Here is a 19,596-nt window from a genome sequence, read left to right on the forward strand (position 1 = left end):
TCCTTCCCTCCATAAAAGAAGGTCAAGCGCCAACGTATAGCAGAAATGCTATATCAACGGTACATCAATTATTATAACACAACCGGCGAAGAACTGCTCGCCAAGTTGCTGGAACTGCCGATAAATCCTGCTAATTCGCTGCGAAGTTACCGTGCAACCTTCTGACGTTCCTTCAAAGCACGCTGAATATCGCGCTGAGCGTCTTTCTTGGCTGCTGTTTCGCGTTTGTCGAACTGCTTCTTACCTTTACCAAGACCCAGCAGCAGCTTGGCGTAACCGTTCCGCACATAAACCTTTAGCGGCACAATTGTATAGCCTTCCTGTTTCGACTGTCCGAGCAGCTTGTTGATCTGCGATTTGTGCATCAGCAGCTTGCGCGCGCGCGTCGGATCTTCCGGATTACTGCGGTTGCCCTGTTCAAAAGGACTGATATGCATGTTGTGGACGTGAATTTCACCGTTCCGAATCGTCGCAAAAGCGTCACTAATGTTCGCCCGCGCCGCCCGCAGCGATTTGATCTCCGTTCCCGTCAGCACCATGCCCGCCTCATACGTATCTTCGATGAAGTAGTCATGGGAAGCTTTCTTGTTCTGGGCCAAAACTTTGCCTTCTGTCGTTTTCTTACCCATGTGCTCACTCCCTTATTCAAAAAATACCTACCTAAGCGACTCAGAACTCAATTGTATCAACAGGCGCAGGCAAAATCAAGGCTGCGGACCCAAAGCCCGCAGCACATGATGAATACCTTATTTGGAAGCCTCATTCATCGAAAAATGAACAGTAAAGAATTGAAGCTTTTCTTATTTCTTTTTCTTCCGGACAAAAGCTGCGGTAGCGTTCTTGGCAGAACCACCTCTGCCCGAATCACCTTCGCCGCTGCGGCTTGAACCGCCAGCGCCGTTACCGGCTTTGCCGCCGCCCTGCTTTTTCTTCTTGCGTTTCTTGCTGCCGGAGCCGGAAGGATCTCCGGTGACGGCAGCACCGCCCGCGCCGCCAGCGTTAAAGATCCCGCTGGCGGACGTCTTTTTGCGGCGTTGGCCATTGTCACCACCGCCGCCCTTGCCATACCCGCGGCTATCCCCGCCGCGGGTGAAGCCGTTCGGCGAGCCGCTGGCGTAGCCGCCCTTGCCCGAGCCGAAGCCGAAACTAACGCCACCGGCGCCAGCTTCCGGCTTCGCGCCCTCACCGCGGCCTGCCGCCTCGGCCGCGGCCAGCACCCCGTCACCGGCTTCGCCCCGGTGACGGCCCTGCGAGCCGCCCGATGCCGGCGGCTCGCCTGCGCCCGGACTCCACGCGTCCGGGCTGCCAAACACGCCGCGCGCATCGCCGCGCGGCTTGCCCTTGCCGGCGGCTTTGCCTTTGCCGCCGCCGGAACCACCAGCGCCGGCCTTGCCACGGCCGCTGCCAGCACCGCCGCTGCCTTTGCCGCGCCCGGCAGCGCCAAACCCGCCGGCCGCGCCTTTCTTCCCGCGGCCGCCTTTACCGCCGCCCCGGCCAAAGCCACCGCCGCCGCCCGGCTCCAAATCCCCGCCGCGTTCACGGCGCCGCGGCTTCATGTCCACCAGCTCGAAGTCGATGGTGTGGTCGTCCATGTTCACGCGGGCCACGCGGATCTTGACCTCGTCGCCGATCCGGAAGATCCGCGACGTGCGTTCCCCGATCAGCGCCATATGCTGCTCATGGAAATGGTAATAATCATCCGTCATCGCACTGAGACGGATCAGGCCTTCCACCGTATTATCCAGCTCGATAAACATGCCGAAGCTGGTTACGCTGCTGATCATGCCGGTGAATTCCTCGCCGACCTTGTCCAGCATGAACTCGGCTTTCTTCAGCTGCTCCGTGTCGCGCTCCGCATCTACGGCAATCCGTTCCCGCTCCGAGGACTGCTGCGCAATGTCCGCCATCCGGCTCGCCAGATATTCCTGACGGTCGGCAGGTAGGGCACCACCGGCTTCGATCACCTCGCGGATGACCCGGTGGATCACCAAGTCCGGATAACGCCGGATCGGTGAGGTGAAATGCGTGTAGAACTCCGCTGCCAGTCCAAAGTGACCCGTGCTTTCAGCGTCATACTTCGCCTGCTTCATCGACCGAAGCAGCATTGTGCTGATCACCGTCTGCTCCTTCGTGCCGTCAATATCCTCCAACAGCGACTGAAGGGCGCGCGGATGAACCTTGTTGCCTTTGCCCCGCACGGCATAACCGAAGTTGGCGATGAACGCCATAAAATTCATCAGCTTCTCTTGATCCGGATCCTCATGAATCCGGTAAATAAACGGCACCTTCAGCCAGTGGAAATGCTCGGCTACCGTCTCGTTGGCAGCCAGCATAAATTCCTCAATGATCTGCTCCGCGATGGACCGCTCGCGTTTGACGATGTCGACCGCCTTGCCTGACTCATCCACGATCACCTTCGATTCCTCGAAATCGAAGTCCACCGCGCCGCGTCTCATCCGTTTGCCGCGCAGGCGCAGGGCGAGATCGCGCATATTTTTAAAGGTATCGACCAGATCGCTGTAACGCTCCGTAACCTCAGGATCTTCCTCCTGCAGAATCTTGCGCACATTCGTGTACGTCATCCGTTCTTTCGTCCGGATTACACTCGTATAAATATCGTGCCGGACCACACGCATCTGCTCGTCGAATTCCATATCGCAGGACAGTGTAAAACGGTCCACCTTCGGATTCAAGCTGCAAATGCCGTTGGATAAACGATGCGGCAGCATCGGAATAACGCGATCCACCAGATAAACACTGCAGCCCCGGTTGTAGGCTTCCTGGTCCAGACGCGAGTTCTCCTTCACATAATAGCCGACATCGGCGATGTGTACGCCAAGCAGGTAATTGCCGTTCTCCAGACGTTCCACATTCACCGCGTCATCCAGGTCTTTGGCGTCTTCGCCGTCAATAGTTACGATCACCCGGTCACGCAGGTCACGGCGCCCCTGGCGCACGATTTCTTCCTGATCAATCGTATCCGGCACGGCGGTCGCTTCCTCCATGACGTCTTCAGGGAACTCCTCCGGCAGCTGGTGTTTACGGATAATGGACAAAATGTCCACGCCCGGGTCATCTTTATGACCCAGAATCTCCACGACTTCACCCGTAGCGGCCGCCCGGCCTTCCGGATAAGAAACAATCCGAGCGACCACTTTGTCGCCATTAGCGGCACCGCCCATTTTCTCCTGAGCGATAAAAATATCCCGGTTAATCCGTTTGTCATCCGGCATCACAAAGCCAAATGTCTCGTGATGCTGGAACACGCCGACCACCTGGGTCACCGCCCGCGTCACGATGCGGACAACCTCGCCCTCCAGCCGGCCTTCCGCCGGTCCTTTGCTGTTCACGCGGACCAGCACCGTATCGCCGTTCATGGCGCTTTTCAAATCGTTCGCATGGACATAAACGTCCGGATGCTCCCGATCCTCCGGGATCAGGAATGCAAATCCTTTAGCATGCACCTGCAGGCGTCCGCGCAGCAGATCCATCCGCTCGGGAACACCGTAGCGCTGCGTGCGGGTCAGCACGATTTTTCCGCTTTGTTCCAACTCATTCAGCAGTTTCAGAAACGCTTTAAATTCGGAAGCATCCGAAATTTGAAAATGTTCCTCAAGCTCCTGGTAAGTCATCGGTTTATAAGCGGTCTCCCGCATAAAATCGAGCAGCGTATTTTCCGTTATCATGATTTCACCTCAAAAGCCCCGTCCAATGAAGAAGCCGTTATAATAGAATCCAATATTTTCTTTTCCATGTATATAACCTAGTATACACGAATTTAACCCTGCGCATCCGTAAACCCTGAAATCCTTTCCGCCAGTCACGGCGCTTTACACAATCCCTTATAAATAAACGGAAGGAGTCCCCCGATAATGAGGGTAGCGGGCACTTTTTACAGCTGTTCATCTGTTGTTCAACTGTTGTTTATCTGCTGTTAATTAGCTGCCCCCCATCATTCAGAAGGAGGTCGAGGAATGGATCGCAGCACCTTTTACCAGTCTCGTAACGGCTTGTTCGTCGTACTGGCCTGGATTGCTCTTATTCTTGTCGTCCTGAGGGATCCTTTGCTCAGACAGGATGACCCCAGACTGTTGTTTGTTATCATCGGCGGAGGCATCGCCTGCAGTCTTCCAACCTTGATGCATTACAAGAATTTAAAAATCTCCTCTATCCCCTACATTACGGCAGCACTGTTCGCTCTGATTACTTGCTATGCCCTGGCTAGAAATTCCGGCTTGTTTAACTTTCTGACGCTGTACATAAGTCTCCTTTTATGCTCGCTTTACTCGAACTCCCGGCTCATCCTTTTTAACGGCTGTTTGGTCACCGCCACCATCATGACGGTAAGTCAGCTGTTTCAGGCCAACAACGAATTTCTGGCTGATAACGAGCTGCTCCTTCTGGGCGGAAGCCTGCTCACTACAGCTATCCTGGCCATCAACGCCCGAAGGTTTGAACAAGCAGTGCTCACCCTTGTTAGCAGGAGAAGAGCCTGCGAGCAAATGCAGACCCGAACAACCGCAGCAGCAGCCGATTTACAATCGACCGCCGACCTCTTGTACAACTGGAGCACAGAGCTGGAGCTCGAACTGGAGCATGCCGTTCAGGTCTGTCAAGACATCCGGATTTCGCTGGATGCCGCCGGTTTTACACTGGAATGGGAAAAGATAGCGGAATCCGCTCGGGCTCCAGGCGAAACAGCCTCTTCAGCCAGTACCGTTAATCCCTACGACATTCGGGAACGATTCCTCAGAATTACAGTCAAAATGCTGCATTTATCCGAGCAGATGATGGCGAACCGACAATCCATCGAAGACATTCATGCCGGTCTGTCCCATCAGTACGGTCAATTATCCGGCCTGATCCAGGCCATTCAAGGCACAGGGACAGCTTTGAAATCAAAGCCAGGCTGCTTGACCCACAAATCTTTCTTCTCTCCAGCGTATTTATCCCAAAAATTCAGATTCATGAAAGCCAGAACCCGAGTCTCAGAGCATCACCACAGCAGCAATCCCGGTAAAACATTAAACACCAGGAAAGACTTAAAGAAAATCTTTAAGAAAGACCTATAAGAAAGCCCCTGAAAGAGCAGCCCGCTAATCATCAATACCCCAGCAAGCCCCGTAATTTTACATAATCTGAAGCTTACCCGGCAGCTTACCTGAAGCTTATCAGCAAAACAAAGAGCCTCCGATCTTTAGGATCGAAGGCTCTTGTTCATTTATCTGATTCGAAATGTCTCATTCGAACAGCGCTATCTTATTCAACTACTGCAACTAGAATTGCCAGGATAAAAAATCCCGCCGCCAAAACGATTGTCGTACGTTCCAGCACCAATTCCATACCGCGTGCTTTCGTTTTACCGAAAAGATGCTCCGCACCTCCGGAGATGGCACCGGCAAGACCTGCGCTTTTGCCCTTTTGCAAAAGAACGATTGTAATCAAACCGATGGAAAAGATAACTAACAAAATTTTCAACAGAATATCCATTCATTCCACCCCCCAGGCTGGCACATCTATAATCATCAAAAAACAGTTATCCAAACTACACATTGCTTATATTTTATCACAGCCGCTTTGCTGAATACAAGTTATAATTCCTAGCAAGATGAATAGAAAAGGGATTTCCGCTCGAGAAAAGGTTAATTATAAGAATATCTTCGTTATCGGTTTAGTTGTACACACCCAGCTCTGCGGCCCCCCATCCGTCCATTAGTCAGAGTACGACTTCTATTGTTATGAAACAATAAAACTTTGACCTCCTACCCTTCAATTGATAAAGTAGGAATTGAGGTGATGACATGTTAACGAGACTAGGTGTTCTCGACCAATCGCATATAAATGAAGGCGGAACAGCTGTTCAGGCCTTATCCGATACTACCCGGCTTGCTCAGGAGGCGGATCGACTCGGCTACCACCGGTATTGGGTATCCGAGCATCACAGCTCGCGCAGTCTGGCTCACTCCAGCCCCGAGGTGCTGATTGCCCATCTGGCATCGCACACTTCGCGGATCCGGGTGGGCTCCGGCGGCATCATGCTGCCGCACTACAGCGCCTATAAGGTGGCGGAGAATTTCCGCCTGCTGGAGGCGCTGTACCCCGGCCGGATCGATCTCGGGATCGGCCGCGCGCCGGGCGGCCGGCCCTTGTCCACACGGGCGCTGCAGGAAGGCCGGTACCATCACGGCGACACTTATCCGCAGCAGGTCGTCGACCTGATTGCGTATCTGAATGACGCCGTACCGGCCGACCACCGCTTCCCGGGCATATTGGCAGCCCCGTCCGTGCCTACGGCGCCGGAGCTGTGGCTGCTCGGGTCCAGCGGCGGCACCGCTGGACTGGCTGCCGAAGTCGGCGCTTCGTATGCCTTCGCGCAGTTCTTCGGCACGGCTGGCGGCGCGGAGTCGATCCACATGTACCGGGAACGGTTCGTTCCGTCCCTGATGGAAGAAGGACCTCGCGCCCTTGCCGCCGTCATGGTGATCTGCGCCGAGACCGAAGAAGAGGCGCTTGATCTGTCCTCCAGTGTCAGCTTGTATTTCTACGCGCTGGAGACCGGCATGGAGCTTGCCTATCTGCCGTCTGTCGAAACGGCCAAGAACTATCCTTACACGCCGTACGACCTGTCCCGGATTGAAGCCGCCCGCCAAAGACGCGTCATCGGTACGCCGGATCAGGTGAAAGCGAAGCTGGAGAAGCTGGCCGAGGAGTATCAGACGGAAGAGCTGCTGCTTGTGTCTCCAATCTACGATCTGGAAGCCCGTCTGCGTTCCTATCAGCTTGTGGCGGAAGCTTTTGGCCTGCAGAAGGCTTAAAGAGTAAGAGCTGAGGGTTCAAAGCTCAGCAAAGCTTTTGACGCAGCTCATCAACCCCATATGACCCTGAAATACAAACGGCGCCCATTAGCGGGCGCCGTTTGTATGATCGTCACAGGTCAAGGGGTTCCTTTTTTTAAAACTTATAACAAATACGTTCCCCGGCCAGATAAGGCCTGCATAAGTCCTTGCACAGCTTAGGCATGCGCTCACGCATCCAATCGTGATAGGCCTCATTCTCCAGCTCAAAAGCATAGAAACCGATAACGGCAATTAGCATAAAACCTTCTACTAGTTGCAAATCGTAGGGCTCCATTCCCAAATACCCGTAATAACTGTCCAGAAAGACATCCCTGTGACCGTAAGGAACCATAAAGGTCCCCATTGCTATATCTGTTAAATAGTAGCCACGACCAAAAAATCCAAAATCAATGAAGCTGGTCTCCCCTTCGTCATTAATTAGCGTATTCCCCATCCCCAGATCGCCGTGGATGAGCCCCCACGTGTCCTCGGTGATCCCAAGCTGCCGTATCCTTGAATTGACTAGCTGGATCGTTTCCTCAATGATGAGGACGTCCTTATTTGTAAATAGACCCATCGGAGCTCCCCGCTTGATGGTTTGCACTAGACGTTCGTTATACGAAAGGTCTTGGCTGGGGCGGTACTTCAGGCCGGGGTGATTGTAACCTTTAAAGAAAGCGTGCAGCTTCGCCACCTGTGTCCCAAGCTTCTGCGCCATCTCCGGAGCAGCCGTATCCTCTCTTTGTAGATCCCGGCCTTCAAGCCAGGTGAGTATAGAGCAGTTCAGCTTCTCCCCTCCCTGTTTCAGGACGTAGATCAACTCTCCATCCGTCTGACGTAAAGGGGCTTGCACAAGCAGGCTGCTTCCTTTGGCAAGCTGCTCAAGCATGTCCAGTTCAACAAGTAGCCCTTCATAGGTATGCTGCAGGCCGGCCATACTGTCCTTCACGGGCTGGTGAATGCGCAGCAGGTAGCTTCCGTCTGCCCCATCTATTCTGTAGGTCCGATTCTCGCTGTGCCTGATATAAGTAATCACAGGCTGCTGAATCCCATAACTTTTAACAATCTCATGCAGAACGTTCGTTGTCACGATTTCGCCTTCCCCTCCTTCGACCCGTTAAGTCCTTGAAATCCCCAGACGGGCTGTACCTGCCGCCTCAGAAATCCGGATTTCATTCACATTCTAAGGCCAGGCCAGGCTATATGCCGCCACTTATAAAAAAGGCCGCAGGAACCCTGCAGCCTTTTACCTATTTATTCAAACCGCCTGTCTTACAGTGCCGCTTCAGCAGGAGCTACCTCAATATCAGGCTCCGTAGTCAGCCCCACATTCCCTGCCAGCGCCCGGGAGATCATGCAGGCTCCCTCGGCTTTCCCGGCGATCAAACGGGCACGTTCTACATCGCGTTCGCTTGTACCGGCTTTAAGCACGATATGAGGACGATGGACAATACTTTCATAAGTGAAAATATTGTTGGTCACATCCACGGTTCCTTCAGAATTCAGGGACAAGCTCTCCGTCTCGATTCCCGATCGTTCCAGCGCGGCCGCCAACGTGATCAAATAACAGGTTGCCGCAGCCCCGAGCAGCATTTCATCCGGGTTTGTGCCAACTCCCGGTCCGCCCATCGGCTCCGGAATGGAGATAACCGTTTTCAAATTGCCGGTCTCGATGGTTCCTTCGCTGTTGCGGCCGCCGTTCCAAACAGCGTTCAGTTGAAACAAGTGTCTCATGCCGATGCCTCCCTTTTACAAAATTGGTATGGACGTATGGCTCTCTCTGCAGTCATTGTATACGAATGAACAGCGTTTTGCCATATTTGAGTAAAATTTGAAAGAATTCTTGCTAAGCTGCAAGCCCCTCCAGCATATAAAAATCCCCCGGCATACCGAAGCATACCAGGGGATTACAGACTTTGTTTGTACCCGTAAAAGCTTAAACCTCTACAAACTTCTTATTTCTTCAGGTTGTAGAAAGATGTCAAGCCGTTGTATTGAGCAAGTTCGCCCAATTGGTCTTCGATGCGAAGCAATTGGTTGTATTTTGCGATACGGTCTGTACGGGAAGGAGCACCTGTTTTGATTTGGCCAGCGTTTGTTGCAACCGCGATGTCGGCGATTGTGCTGTCTTCGGACTCACCGGAACGGTGGGAGATAACAGCTGTGTAACCAGCGCGTTTAGCCATTTCAATAGCGTCGAAAGTTTCAGTCAAAGTACCGATTTGGTTTACTTTGATCAGGATGGAGTTACCGATACCGTCTTCGATACCTTTAGCCAGACGCTCAGTGTTTGTTACGAACAGGTCGTCACCAACCAATTGGATTTTGCTGCCCAATTTCTCAGTCAACAGCTTCCAGCCTTCCCAGTCGTCTTCGGAGCAGCCGTCTTCGATGGTGATGATTGGGTATTTGTCTACCCAAGAAGCGAGCAGGTCAACGAACTCAGCAGAAGTGAAGGATTTGCCTTCGCCTTCCAGGTGGTATTTGCCGTCTTTGTAGAACTCCGTGGAAGCAACGTCCATACCCAGGAATACGTCTTTGCCTGGTGTGTAGCCGGCTTTCTCAATCGCTTCGATGATCGAAGTCAAAGCGTCTTCGTTGGAAGTGAAGTTAGGAGCAAACCCGCCTTCGTCGCCAACTGCTGTATTCAGGCCTTTGCCTTTCAATACGGATTTCAGGTTGTGGAAGATTTCAGCGCCCATACGAAGCGCTTCTTTGAAGCTTGGTGCGCCTACAGGGAGTACCATGAATTCTTGCACGTCAACGTTGTTGTCGGCATGTGCGCCGCCGTTAACGATGTTCATCATAGGTACTGGCAACTGCTTAGCGTTGAATCCGCCGAGGTAAACGTACAAAGGCAGGTCCAAAGCGTCTGCAGCAGCGCGGGCTACAGCCATGGATACAGCCAGGATGGCGTTAGCACCCAGTTTGCCTTTGTTAGGTGTTCCGTCCAAAGCGATCATCATTTTGTCGATGCCCAATTGGTCCAGAGCGTCCATGCCGATTACTTCAGGAGCGATGATGTCGTTAACGTTAGCTACGGCTTTCAGAACGCCTTTGCCCAGGTAACGGGATTTGTCTTCGTCGCGAAGCTCAACAGCTTCGTGAGCACCGGTGGAAGCACCGGATGGTACGATAGCGCGGCCGATAGCGCCGGATTCCAGATAAACTTCAACTTCAACAGTCGGGTTGCCGCGGGAGTCAAGGACTTCGCGTGCGTATACGTCAGAAATAATAGTCATTTTGAGTATTCTCCTTTTTGAAATCATTTTTTGAATTCAAGTTGTGTGTATTAGCCAGTTCAGTTGGCTTAGCTGTTAAAACTTCTCTGAGCAGAAGTCTAACGCTTTATGTTCGCTTTCGCAAGCAAGCAGGCTTATTTGCGGCTAGCGATCATGGATTGTCCTGTCATTTCGGCAGGCAGAGGCAGCTGCATCAGATCCAGAATCGTTGGCGCAACGTCGGCCAGAATGCCATGCTCGCGCAGAACGACGTCATGGGAAGTTACGATAAACGGAACAGGGTTCGTCGTATGAGCCGTGAAAGGACGGCCGTTCTCGTCAAATACCATGTCCGCGTTGCCGTGATCGGCGATGATGATCGCTACGCCGCCTTTGGAAACAACCGCGTCAACCACTTTCCCTACACATTCGTCCGTTACTTCAACCGCCTTGATCGTTGGCTCCAGCATGCCGGAGTGTCCAACCATGTCCGGGTTGGCGAAGTTCAGGATGATCGTATCGAAGTTTTCTTCTTCGATCTCTTTCACGGCTGCGGCCGCTACTTCGTAAGCGCTCATTTCAGGCTGCAGGTCGTAAGTGGCAACCTTCGGCGAGTTGATGAGGATACGGGTTTCGCCCGGAAGCTCTACATCGCGTCCGCCGCTGAAGAAGAACGTTACGTGAGGGTATTTTTCAGTCTCCGCAATGCGAAGCTGTTTCTTGTTGTGCTGCACAAGCACTTCGCCCAGCGTATTGTCCAGGTTCTTAGGCTCGTACGCCACGTATCCGCCAACCGTTTCACTGAACAGGGTCAAGCATACGAAATGCAGGCCTTCAGGGAATTTCGGCCCACGGTCAAAACCGCGGAAATCCAGGTTGGTGAACACTTGAGACAGCTGGATTGCACGGTCTGGACGGAAGTTCAGGAACACAACGGAATCGCCGGATTCAACGGAACCGACCGGCTCTCCTTGACCGTCCACAATTACAGTCGGCACCATGAACTCGTCAAATACACCATTGCTGTAAGAATCTTTAACAGCTTGGAGAGGGTCCACATAATGAGGGCCTTCACCGTAAACGATCGCACGGTAGGATTTCTCTACGCGGTCCCAACGTTTGTCGCGGTCCATGGAGTAGTAACGACCGGAAAGCGTTGCAATTTTGCCGATGCCGATCTCTTCGATCTTCTTGATCAGCTGGCTCAGGTAACCTTCACCACTGTCCGGTGCTACGTCGCGGCCGTCAAGGAAAGCATGGATATACACTTCTTGCATATCTTCTTTCTTGGCCAGCTCCAGCATCGCAAACAAATGGTCGATGTGCGCATGCACGCCACCGTCGGACAAAAGCCCGTACAGGTGCAATTTTTTGCCGTTTTTCTTGGCAAAGCGAACCGCTTCAACCAAGGTTTGATTCTCGAAAAATTCGCCTTCGCGAATCGATTTCGAAATCCGGGTCAAATCCTGATAAACGATCCGGCCTGCGCCAATGTTCAAGTGGCCAACCTCAGAGTTGCCCATTTGGCCTTCAGGCAAACCTACCGCTTCGCCGCAGGCGGTCAAAGTGGTATTGGGATATTCTTTCAGGTAACGGTCATAGTTCGGTTTCTTGGCTTGGGCAACCGCGTTGCCTTCTACCGTATTGCGAAGACCGAAACCGTCCATGATGATCAGAGCTACGGGTCTAGGTACAGTATTTCCAGCCATCTTACTTGGCCCCCTCAACCAGAGCGATGTAGGAAGCAGGCTGCAGGCTTGCGCCGCCTACGAGCGCGCCGTCGATGTCGCTTTCGCTCATGTATTCCTTAACGTTCTCAGGTTTCACACTGCCGCCGTATTGAATGCGGATTTTGCCCGCTGTTTCGGAGCCGTACAAGCCATCCACCAGGCTGCGGATATAAGCGATCACTTCGTTAGCATCCTGAGCTGTGGAAGATTTGCCTGTGCCAATCGCCCAGATTGGCTCATAAGCGATAACCACTTGAGCAGCCTGTTCAGCCGTCAAGCCTTGAAGAGCCGCTTCGGTTTGCACCTTCACTACCTCTTTGGTTTGGCCGGCTTCACGTTCTTCCAGCTTCTCGCCTACGCAAGGGATTGGCGTAATGCCGTATTTAAATGCAGCATGTACCTTCTTGCCCACGATTTCATCCGTTTCGCCGAAATAAGCACGGCGCTCGGAGTGCCCGATGATGACGTAATCGACACCGAGCTCCTGCAGCATTTTACCGCTGATTTCACCGGTAAACGCGCCTTCGTCTTCGAAGTGAAGGTTTTGGGCACCGATCTTGATGGAAGTGCCTTTAGCCGCTTCCACCAATGCCGGGAGGTTGGTAAACGGAGCGCAGATGACGCTTTCCACGCCAGCTACTTCCGCTTTGCCTTTAACTTCTTCGAAGAACGTTTTTGCTTCGGAAACCGTTTTGAACATTTTCCAGTTCCCTGCAATGATTGGTGTTCTCATGCCGTTAAACCTCCAATGTTTCTTTCTTAAATCCGTGGTGCCACTCAGCACCGGTCCAAGCCGTCTTATTTATCGTTCAAAGCCACTACGCCCGGCAAAGCTTTGCCTTCCATGAATTCAAGGGAAGCGCCGCCGCCTGTGGAGATGTGGTCCATTTTGTCAGCCAGATGGAATTTCTCTGCTGCTGCTGCGGAGTCACCGCCGCCGATGATCGTGTAGCCTTCTGTAGTCGCACAAGCTTCTGCCACTTCACGTGTTCCGCCGGAGAACGGTTCAATTTCAAATACGCCCATAGGTCCGTTCCAGACCACCAGTTTGGAGTTCTTGATCACGTCAGCGTAAATAGCGCGTGTCTTAGGACCGATGTCCACGCCTTCCCATTTCTCCGGAATGCCGTCGACATCCACGATATCCACGTTAGCATCCGCTTTGAAGTCGTCAGCGATCACAATATCAACCGGAAGCAGGAAGTTCTTGCCGAGCTTCTTCGCCTTCTCGATGAATCCAAGCGCCACATCCAGTTTGGAGTCGTCGCACAGGGACAAACCGATTTCATGGCCTTGAGCCTTGAAGAAGGTGTAGGACAAGCCGCCGCCAATAAGTACGTTGTCTGCAATGTTCAGCAGGTTGTCGATCACGTCGATTTTATCTTTAACTTTGGAGCCGCCGATGATCGCGGTGAAAGGACGGTCCGGGCTCGACAAGGCTTTGCCCAGTACAGACAATTCTTTCTCCATCAGAAGACCGGATACGGCCGGCAGATAGTGAGCGATGCCTTCTGTAGAAGCATGCGCACGGTGAGCAGCGCCAAAAGCGTCGTTGACGAACAGATCGGCAAGCTCAGCAAATTGTTTAGCCAGCTCAGGGTCATTTTTCTCCTCGCCTGGATAGAAGCGCACGTTCTCAAGCACAAGTACGTCGCCATTGTTCAATGCGGCGATTTTGGCTTTCACGGCTTCGCCTACAGCTTCGTCCGCTTTGGCAACCGGTTTGCCAAGCAGCTCAGCCAAACGTTCAGCAGGAGCTGTTAAACGCATAGACTCGTTAACTTCACCTTTAGGGCGGCCCAGGTGGCTCGCCAGAATCACTTTCGCGCCGTTTCCGATCAAATAGTTGATCGTTGGCAGCGTTTCGCGGATCCGAGTGTCGTCCGTAATTTTGCCGTCTTCGAGCGGCACGTTAAAATCGACGCGTACAAATACGCGTTTACCTGTTACTTCTACATCGCGAACACTTTTTTTATTCATAGTTCGTTCCTCCGCACCCTTAAATTTGATTATCTGCAATTCAAGGAAAAACACTCATCATGTATAAAGAGCGGAAACACTAGCTGTTTCCGCTCTTTGGTTTCAAGCAAGGCTCTTATTTAGCCAGTTTAGCAAAGTGTTCCAAAGTACGAACGAGCTGTGCAGTGTAGGACATTTCGTTGTCGTACCAAGCTACTGTTTTCACCAATTGCTGGTCGCCAACAGTCAACACTTTAGTTTGTGTAGCGTCGAACAGGGAACCGAAAGTCATACCTTTGATATCGGAAGATACGATTTCATCTTCTGTGTAACCGAATGTTTGCGGATCAGCAGCTGCTTGCATAGCTGCGTTTACTTCGTCTACAGTTACTTTCTTGTTCAGAACAGTAACCAGCTCAGTCAGGGAACCTGTAGCAACTGGAACACGTTGTGCAGCGCCGTCAAGTTTGCCTTGCAGTTCAGGGATAACCAGGCCGATCGCTTTAGCAGCGCCAGTTGTGTTAGGGATGATGTTCTCAGCAGCAGCACGAGCGCGGCGGAAGTCACCTTTCGCATGCGGAGCATCCAAAGTGTTTTGGTCGCCAGTGTAAGCATGGATTGTAGTCATCAAACCTTCAACGATACCGAAGGAATCGTTCAATGTTTTAGCCATAGGAGCCAGGCAGTTCGTTGTGCAAGATGCACCGGAGATTACAGTTTCAGTTCCGTCCAAAGTTTCATGGTTTACGTTGTAAACGATCGTTTTCATGTCGCCTGTAGCTGGAGCGGAGATAACAACTTTCTTAGCGCCGCCTTTCAGGTGAAGCTCGGCTTTTTCTTTAGTTGTGAAGAAGCCTGTGCACTCCAGAACGATGTCAACGCCCAGGTCACCCCAAGGAAGCTCTTCAGGGTTGCGGTTAGCCAGAACTTTAACTTCTTTGCCGTTTACTTTGAAGAAACCTTCGTGAACTTCAACGTCACCGTTGAATTTGCCTTGAGTTGTATCATATTTAAGAAGGTGTGCCAGCATTTTAGCGTCAGTCAAGTCGTTGATTGCTACTACTTCGATACCTTCTACTTCTTGAATACGACGGAATGCCAAGCGACCAATACGTCCAAAACCGTTAATGCCTACTTTTACACTCATTGATAGATCCTCCCAAAGAAAATAATTTTTTTATATTTATTCAGGCCTGATGACCTGAGTAAAACAACGTTAATTCATACCTAATTTCGCTTCTACAAAGCTTTAATGATCTCTTCGGCTGCCGCCTCATCCGTGATCAGGATATCCTCCTGCCCGAATTTCAGCACGGCATGAATGGCCTGCGCTTTGCTGCGCCCGCCTGCGATACCGATGATCGTCTCCGTAGACTTGATGTCCTCGAGCCTTAAACCCAAAGTTAACATCTTATGAACTACGGAACCCTGCTCGTTAAAATAATAACCGAAGGACTCGGCAATGGCCCCGTCTCTCGCGAGCTCTTCCACCATCTCCGCATCCAGCTTGCGCCTGCGCGCCATCTCCATAGCGTCTCCGATGCCGTGCACCACGATTCGCGCCTTGCGGATCAGGCTTACGATCTCTTGAATGTTGTGATCATGGACAAGGGATTCATAAGCTTCCCGGCCAAGCAGATCAGGAACATGCAGCAGCCGGTATTCGGCGCCGACCCGTTTCGCCATGCCGGAAGCAATCGTGTTGGCCTGGATCTCCAGGCTTTCGCCCAGACCTCCGCGGGCCGGTACAAACCAGCTTCCTTTAATAGGTGCGGACGGGGGTGTAAGCTGCTCAGCCATAACGGCCAGCGTTGAACCGCCGGTTACGGCAACCACGTCATTCTCCCCAATCACCTCAAGCAAAGCCCTTGCTCCTGCGCGGCCCAGCTCGCGTTTGGCGGTTTCAGCCGCTTCACAGTCGCCTGGCACCACAACCACTTTGCGTAATCCGTAGGTGTCGCGGATCTTCTTCTCCATCTCGGACAGCCCCAGCAGTTCTTTCGCGAACGGCTTCATCTGTTCCAGCAGCTGGCGGCCAGCTTCACTGATTCTCATGCCCACATTCTCGATTTCAATAAGACCTTGAGCTTTAAGGAGATCGGTTTCCGCGCGCAATACGCGTTCCGTCATATTCAGGGAGAGCGCCAGTGTGCGCCTTCCGATGACTTCTTCAAGCATGATCTGGTTCAGGATCAGATATCTCTTCTTGAGAACGTCCATGAGATCAGGCAGAAGCTGCTTTTGGATCTCCAACAAATCTCGCAATGTCTTCACTCCTGCGGCTTCGACTATCTCTCTCCATTCCTCTGGTCTTAAAATGTCCCGGGTTAACGTTTTAAGTCCCACTGATATTCTAACCAATTTCTGCTCCTGTTGCAAGTGTATCGTCCGTAGAATGAGCAAGTTTTCCATACGTTATTCGCAATCCCCGCAGCCTGCAAGAAATGAAAGGACTCTTTGCATTTACGGGCTTGCTTTTTAATTTGGAAGCGACTATAATAAATTCTGTTGACTTTATCGACGTTAGTTTGATTCTTAATCTGTGCGCCCGTGGTCCAATGGATATGACGTAGGCCTCCGGAGCCTGAGATCGAGGTTCGATTCCTCGCGGGCGCGCCATTTTTAAACTCTTGACCTTTCAACAGCTTTTGAAGCTTGTCCAAAAGAGCAGGAATAACAGTACCCTATATATGTTTAACCAGTAGTCCGAGGAATCGGGCTTTTTTTGATCGGTTAGTTTGACTTTCTTTGACTTTCTGTTTGAAATTGTTTATGATGTGGTTATTAACAGTGTCTGACTCTTTGGGCAGGGTTTAAATTTCGGGGTTTTGGTTAATCCTGTAATCTTGTAGCCACTGGACCCGGACGGGTTAACCTGTTAACAATGCTGCGGCTTCTGATTGCCGGGCACTGAGCATATGACTTTAACATTATCATTTAGGAGGGTTTTTATCGTGAGTTATATTCCTATGGTCGTCGAACAAAGTAACCGCGGAGAGCGTGCTTACGACATTTATTCCAGATTGCTCAAAGACCGGATCATTTTCCTTGGCTCCCAAGTGAACGATGTTGTAGCCAACTCCATTATCGCGCAAATGCTGTTCCTGGATGCCGAAGAGCCTGGCAAGGACATTCACCTTTACATTAACAGTCCTGGCGGTTCCATTACGGCAGGTATGGCGATTTACGATACGATGCAGTTCATCAAATCCGACGTCTCCACCATCTGCGTGGGCATGGCCGCTTCCATGGGTGCTTTCCTGCTGAATGCCGGAGCGAAAGGCAAACGTTACGCACTGCCGAACAGTGAAGTCATGATTCACCAGCCGCTGGGCGGAGCCGAAGGCCAAGCTACGGATATCGAAATCCGTGCCCGCCGCATCCTGAAGATGCGGGACAGCTTGAACAAGATCCTGGCGGAGCGCACAGGTCAACCTTTGGAACGCATCGAAAAAGACACCGACCGCGACTATTTCATGACCGCGGCGGAAGCCAAAGAATACGGCCTGATCGACAAAGTGATCGAGAAAGTGAATTCGGAAGGCGTATAAGTCTTACCGAACGAAGTTAGGACTATTTTCAGGGCCACCTTTAAGAGCGTCTCTACAATCGGTAACTTTCAAAGAAATCCTAAAAGCGGCAACCTTCTGCGGTGCACACCGGCAGCGGGCTGCCGCTTTTCCTTTTTCCAGCAGCTCCCCTTCCAGCAGCAGCTCACCCCGTAGCCGGAATTAAAAACAAAAGCCGTACCCGGCTGGGAGGGAAAACACCTCCGCCGGATACGGCTTTTCAAATGTGTCATTTGTCAGCTTCTGCAGTAAGCGGGTCTGCCCCTTTGGGCAGCAGCGATGAGAAAGGAAGATAATATTCCGGGAAGCCGGCCGCATAAGGCAGATACTCATAAAGCTGGAAGAAGGTTACGAGGCCATCGTCCTTCAGGTAGAAACCCGGTTTGTCTCCTACGGTTTTAAAGCCGCCGAAGTAGCCGGGATCGTTGTTCAGTTTGGCCCCTACCTTGGCATCAATAGCTTCCACAAAGTCGGGGTTAGCTTTCAGAAGATCTGTAAGCTCAACCTGTTTGCCATCACTCAGACGGAAGGTGAATCCTTCCAGATAACTCATTCCGTGCGCGCCGCCTGTGTAATCATAGTTCAGCATACGGAAGCTGAGATATCCGTTACGGTTATAGGTGACAGTGTAATACATATCGAATTCATTTTTAGCACCTTGCGGTCCAAGGCCGAGATCCTTTGAACGTTTCAGGGAATCCTGCACATAAGCATCCGCCCGATCTTTAAAGATCTTATTGATCTGCTCTTGAACCTCAGTATTCGCGAGCCCGCTGATTACCGGATACTGAATTTGAATATTCGTTACTTTATCTGATTGGTTCAAGGTGTTCGCCGTTACTTTCAGGCTGTTTAATTGGAAAGGTAAGAGATTTACGGTTTTAGTCGCGTTGTTCCATTCTGTGCGGTAGCCCAGATTATCCGTCAGCAAATGCACGGACACATAATTAAGCCCCTGCTTATTGATCCATTCGTAATTCGGAAATTGCGTGGCCCCGTTTATGCTGACGCCCACCGTTCCGAAAGTCGTCGGAGCAAGCTGGACGGTCAGATTCCCCCGGACGAGCTGATAGGTTTTCGTCTTGGCGTCATAGGTCACCTTAAAGCCCAGGCTGTCCCGGAGGGCCCCAAGCGGAATCAATGTTCCCTCTAGTCCCGCCAATGCTTTTTGCGCAAGAGGTTTACCGTTTAGCATCAGATGGATGGAGGCCTGCGTTTTGGACGCTGCCGGAGCTGCCAGAGCAGACTTCGAGTTCGAGTTCGAGGCTGAGGCTGAAGCCGCTGACGCGAGCTGTACCGAACCTGCGCTTGTCCCCACCAGCAGGGCCGCAGCCAGCAAAGCGCCGCTCCATTTTCTATGATTCCTATTGTGGTTCCTGTTCATGTCGGTCACTTTCATGTCGGTCATCCCTTTCGTTGCTTGCTGATTCGACTGCCATCTTCACCCAATCGTTATTACCCGTTCTATTATAGCTTCCCCTTGCCCCTAGAAATTAAAGTTCCGGTAACAATCCAGAGACAATCCTGCCATTTTCCGGGCAAAAATAAAAAGACCCGCATCCGTCCGAATGCAGGCTCCAGTCTTATTACCTCTTCTTATATCTATTATCTATCCCAATCTTCCATAACCCAAAGCGTTCAGATGCTCGGCAATCGTCCGGTATCCTCTTCCGTTCGGATGGAGATGGTCCAGAAACAGCAGTTCTCTCTCCCGTCCGGCGAAATCCGGATAAATGTTGGCAAAACCGTAGACCTGATTGCTGTACTGGGCCGCATAGCGGTTAAACTGCTGAACCCAGTCCGTCGCCTCGCCAATCCTCGGATAAGGATTATAAAGGCCTACCACACGGATGATATGAGGTTTTCCATATCCGGATTTCAAACGGTACACTTCGCTTATGATACTGGAAAAATTCTGTTTGCACTCCTGCAAGGCCCCGCGCAAGATCCGCGACGTATTCGAGGGCTGTGCCTGTGCGGCTTTGGATGCCTTGATCAGGTCGTTGCCTCCTATGGAGATCGTAATCATATCGGCCTCTTTAAGCGCCTGTCTGAATGACGGATTTCGGCTCACCCGTTGGTTCAGCTCCGAACTGGTCAATCCGTTTACTCCCAGATTGTTGTATGCGACAAATTCCCGCAGTCTGACCTCCGCCATCCGCCGGTAAACGGGGACAAACCCGTTTCCGGGCAGCGCCCCGAAGCCGGTCGTCAGCGAATCGCCGATTGCCGTATATTGATAACTCATATGCTCCTCTCAGCACCTTTCAGCTATGCTCTC

16 protein-coding genes and 1 tRNA gene are annotated in these 19,596 nt (G+C 51.9%); 4 read left to right on the forward strand and 13 right to left on the reverse strand.

Annotation, left to right across the window (positions count from 1 at the left end):
* Positions 1–146: 146 nt before the first annotated feature.
* Both smpB and rnr read right to left on the reverse strand, forming a co-directional pair.
* On the reverse strand, positions 147–629 hold the full coding sequence (smpB, locus tag CBE73_RS13125; protein WP_094094589.1) for an SsrA-binding protein SmpB: 483 nt from the start codon (positions 627–629) through the stop codon (positions 147–149).
* A gap of 171 nt (positions 630–800) precedes the next feature.
* Positions 801–3,686, reverse strand: coding sequence for a ribonuclease R (rnr, locus tag CBE73_RS13130; protein WP_094094590.1), 2,886 nt, complete (start codon positions 3,684–3,686; stop codon positions 801–803).
* A 288-nt stretch (positions 3,687–3,974) separates the two neighbouring features.
* On the opposite strand from rnr, the gene CBE73_RS13135 reads away from it, so the two are divergent.
* Positions 3,975–5,072, forward strand: a complete 1,098-nt coding sequence (locus CBE73_RS13135; protein WP_094094591.1) for a hypothetical protein — start codon at positions 3,975–3,977, stop codon at positions 5,070–5,072.
* A gap of 187 nt (positions 5,073–5,259) precedes the next feature.
* On the opposite strand, the gene secG is transcribed toward CBE73_RS13135, so the two are convergent.
* Entirely contained in the window at positions 5,260–5,490 is a 231-nt protein-coding gene (gene secG / locus CBE73_RS13140) for a preprotein translocase subunit SecG (RefSeq protein WP_094094592.1), read from the reverse strand.
* Positions 5,491–5,801: 311 nt separating this feature from the next.
* Between secG and CBE73_RS13145 the strand changes: the two genes are divergently transcribed.
* Positions 5,802–6,815, forward strand: coding sequence for an LLM class flavin-dependent oxidoreductase (locus CBE73_RS13145; RefSeq protein WP_094094593.1), 1,014 nt, complete (start codon positions 5,802–5,804; stop codon positions 6,813–6,815).
* A 136-nt stretch (positions 6,816–6,951) separates the two neighbouring features.
* Here CBE73_RS13145 and CBE73_RS13150 read toward each other — a convergent pair whose 3' ends face one another.
* From CBE73_RS13150 to CBE73_RS13185, 8 genes are all read right to left on the reverse strand, one after another.
* Entirely contained in the window at positions 6,952–7,926 is a 975-nt protein-coding gene (locus CBE73_RS13150) for a phosphotransferase enzyme family protein (RefSeq protein ID WP_094094594.1), read from the reverse strand.
* A gap of 182 nt (positions 7,927–8,108) precedes the next feature.
* The gene (locus tag CBE73_RS13155) at positions 8,109–8,570 is read right to left on the reverse strand and encodes an OsmC family protein (RefSeq protein ID WP_094094595.1); all 462 of its coding nucleotides are present in this window, start codon (positions 8,568–8,570) and stop codon (positions 8,109–8,111) included.
* Positions 8,571–8,791: 221 nt separating this feature from the next.
* Positions 8,792–10,078, reverse strand: a complete 1,287-nt coding sequence (gene eno / locus CBE73_RS13160; protein ID WP_094094596.1) for a phosphopyruvate hydratase — start codon at positions 10,076–10,078, stop codon at positions 8,792–8,794.
* Positions 10,079–10,212: 134 nt separating this feature from the next.
* Positions 10,213–11,766 (reverse strand): 2,3-bisphosphoglycerate-independent phosphoglycerate mutase, encoded by a 1,554-nt coding sequence (gpmI, locus tag CBE73_RS13165; protein ID WP_094094597.1) that lies wholly within the window; start codon positions 11,764–11,766, stop codon positions 10,213–10,215.
* A 1-nt stretch (position 11,767) separates the two neighbouring features.
* Entirely contained in the window at positions 11,768–12,520 is a 753-nt protein-coding gene (gene tpiA / locus CBE73_RS13170) for a triose-phosphate isomerase (RefSeq protein WP_094094598.1), read from the reverse strand.
* A 65-nt stretch (positions 12,521–12,585) separates the two neighbouring features.
* A complete protein-coding gene (locus tag CBE73_RS13175; RefSeq protein WP_094094599.1) occupies positions 12,586–13,767 on the reverse strand; it encodes a phosphoglycerate kinase in 1,182 nt (393 codons plus the stop codon).
* A 115-nt stretch (positions 13,768–13,882) separates the two neighbouring features.
* Positions 13,883–14,893, reverse strand: coding sequence for a type I glyceraldehyde-3-phosphate dehydrogenase (gene gap / locus CBE73_RS13180; protein ID WP_094094600.1), 1,011 nt, complete (start codon positions 14,891–14,893; stop codon positions 13,883–13,885).
* Positions 14,894–14,985: 92 nt separating this feature from the next.
* On the reverse strand, positions 14,986–16,011 hold the full coding sequence (locus tag CBE73_RS13185) for a sugar-binding transcriptional regulator (RefSeq protein ID WP_094094601.1): 1,026 nt from the start codon (positions 16,009–16,011) through the stop codon (positions 14,986–14,988).
* A 279-nt stretch (positions 16,012–16,290) separates the two neighbouring features.
* On the opposite strand from CBE73_RS13185, the gene CBE73_RS13190 reads away from it, so the two are divergent.
* Both CBE73_RS13190 and clpP read left to right on the forward strand, forming a co-directional pair.
* Positions 16,291–16,365: transfer RNA gene (locus CBE73_RS13190), tRNA-Arg, on the forward strand.
* 335 nt (positions 16,366–16,700) lie between these two features.
* Positions 16,701–17,297 carry an ATP-dependent Clp endopeptidase proteolytic subunit ClpP gene (gene clpP, locus CBE73_RS13195; RefSeq protein ID WP_068698746.1) on the forward strand — a complete coding sequence of 199 codons (597 nt, stop codon included), beginning with the start codon at positions 16,701–16,703 and terminating at the stop codon, positions 17,295–17,297.
* Between the two features lie 247 nt (positions 17,298–17,544).
* On the opposite strand, the gene CBE73_RS13200 is transcribed toward clpP, so the two are convergent.
* Both CBE73_RS13200 and CBE73_RS13205 read right to left on the reverse strand, forming a co-directional pair.
* Complete coding sequence (locus CBE73_RS13200) at positions 17,545–18,723, reverse strand: PdaC/SigV domain-containing protein (RefSeq protein WP_094094602.1); 1,179 nt, start codon at positions 18,721–18,723, stop codon at positions 17,545–17,547.
* 201 nt (positions 18,724–18,924) lie between these two features.
* Entirely contained in the window at positions 18,925–19,563 is a 639-nt protein-coding gene (locus CBE73_RS13205) for a GDSL-type esterase/lipase family protein (protein WP_094094603.1), read from the reverse strand.
* Positions 19,564–19,596 lie beyond the last annotated feature (33 nt).

The sequence above is a fragment of the Paenibacillus physcomitrellae genome (genome assembly GCF_002240225.1).
GTDB lineage: Bacteria > Bacillota > Bacilli > Paenibacillales > Paenibacillaceae > Fontibacillus > Fontibacillus physcomitrellae.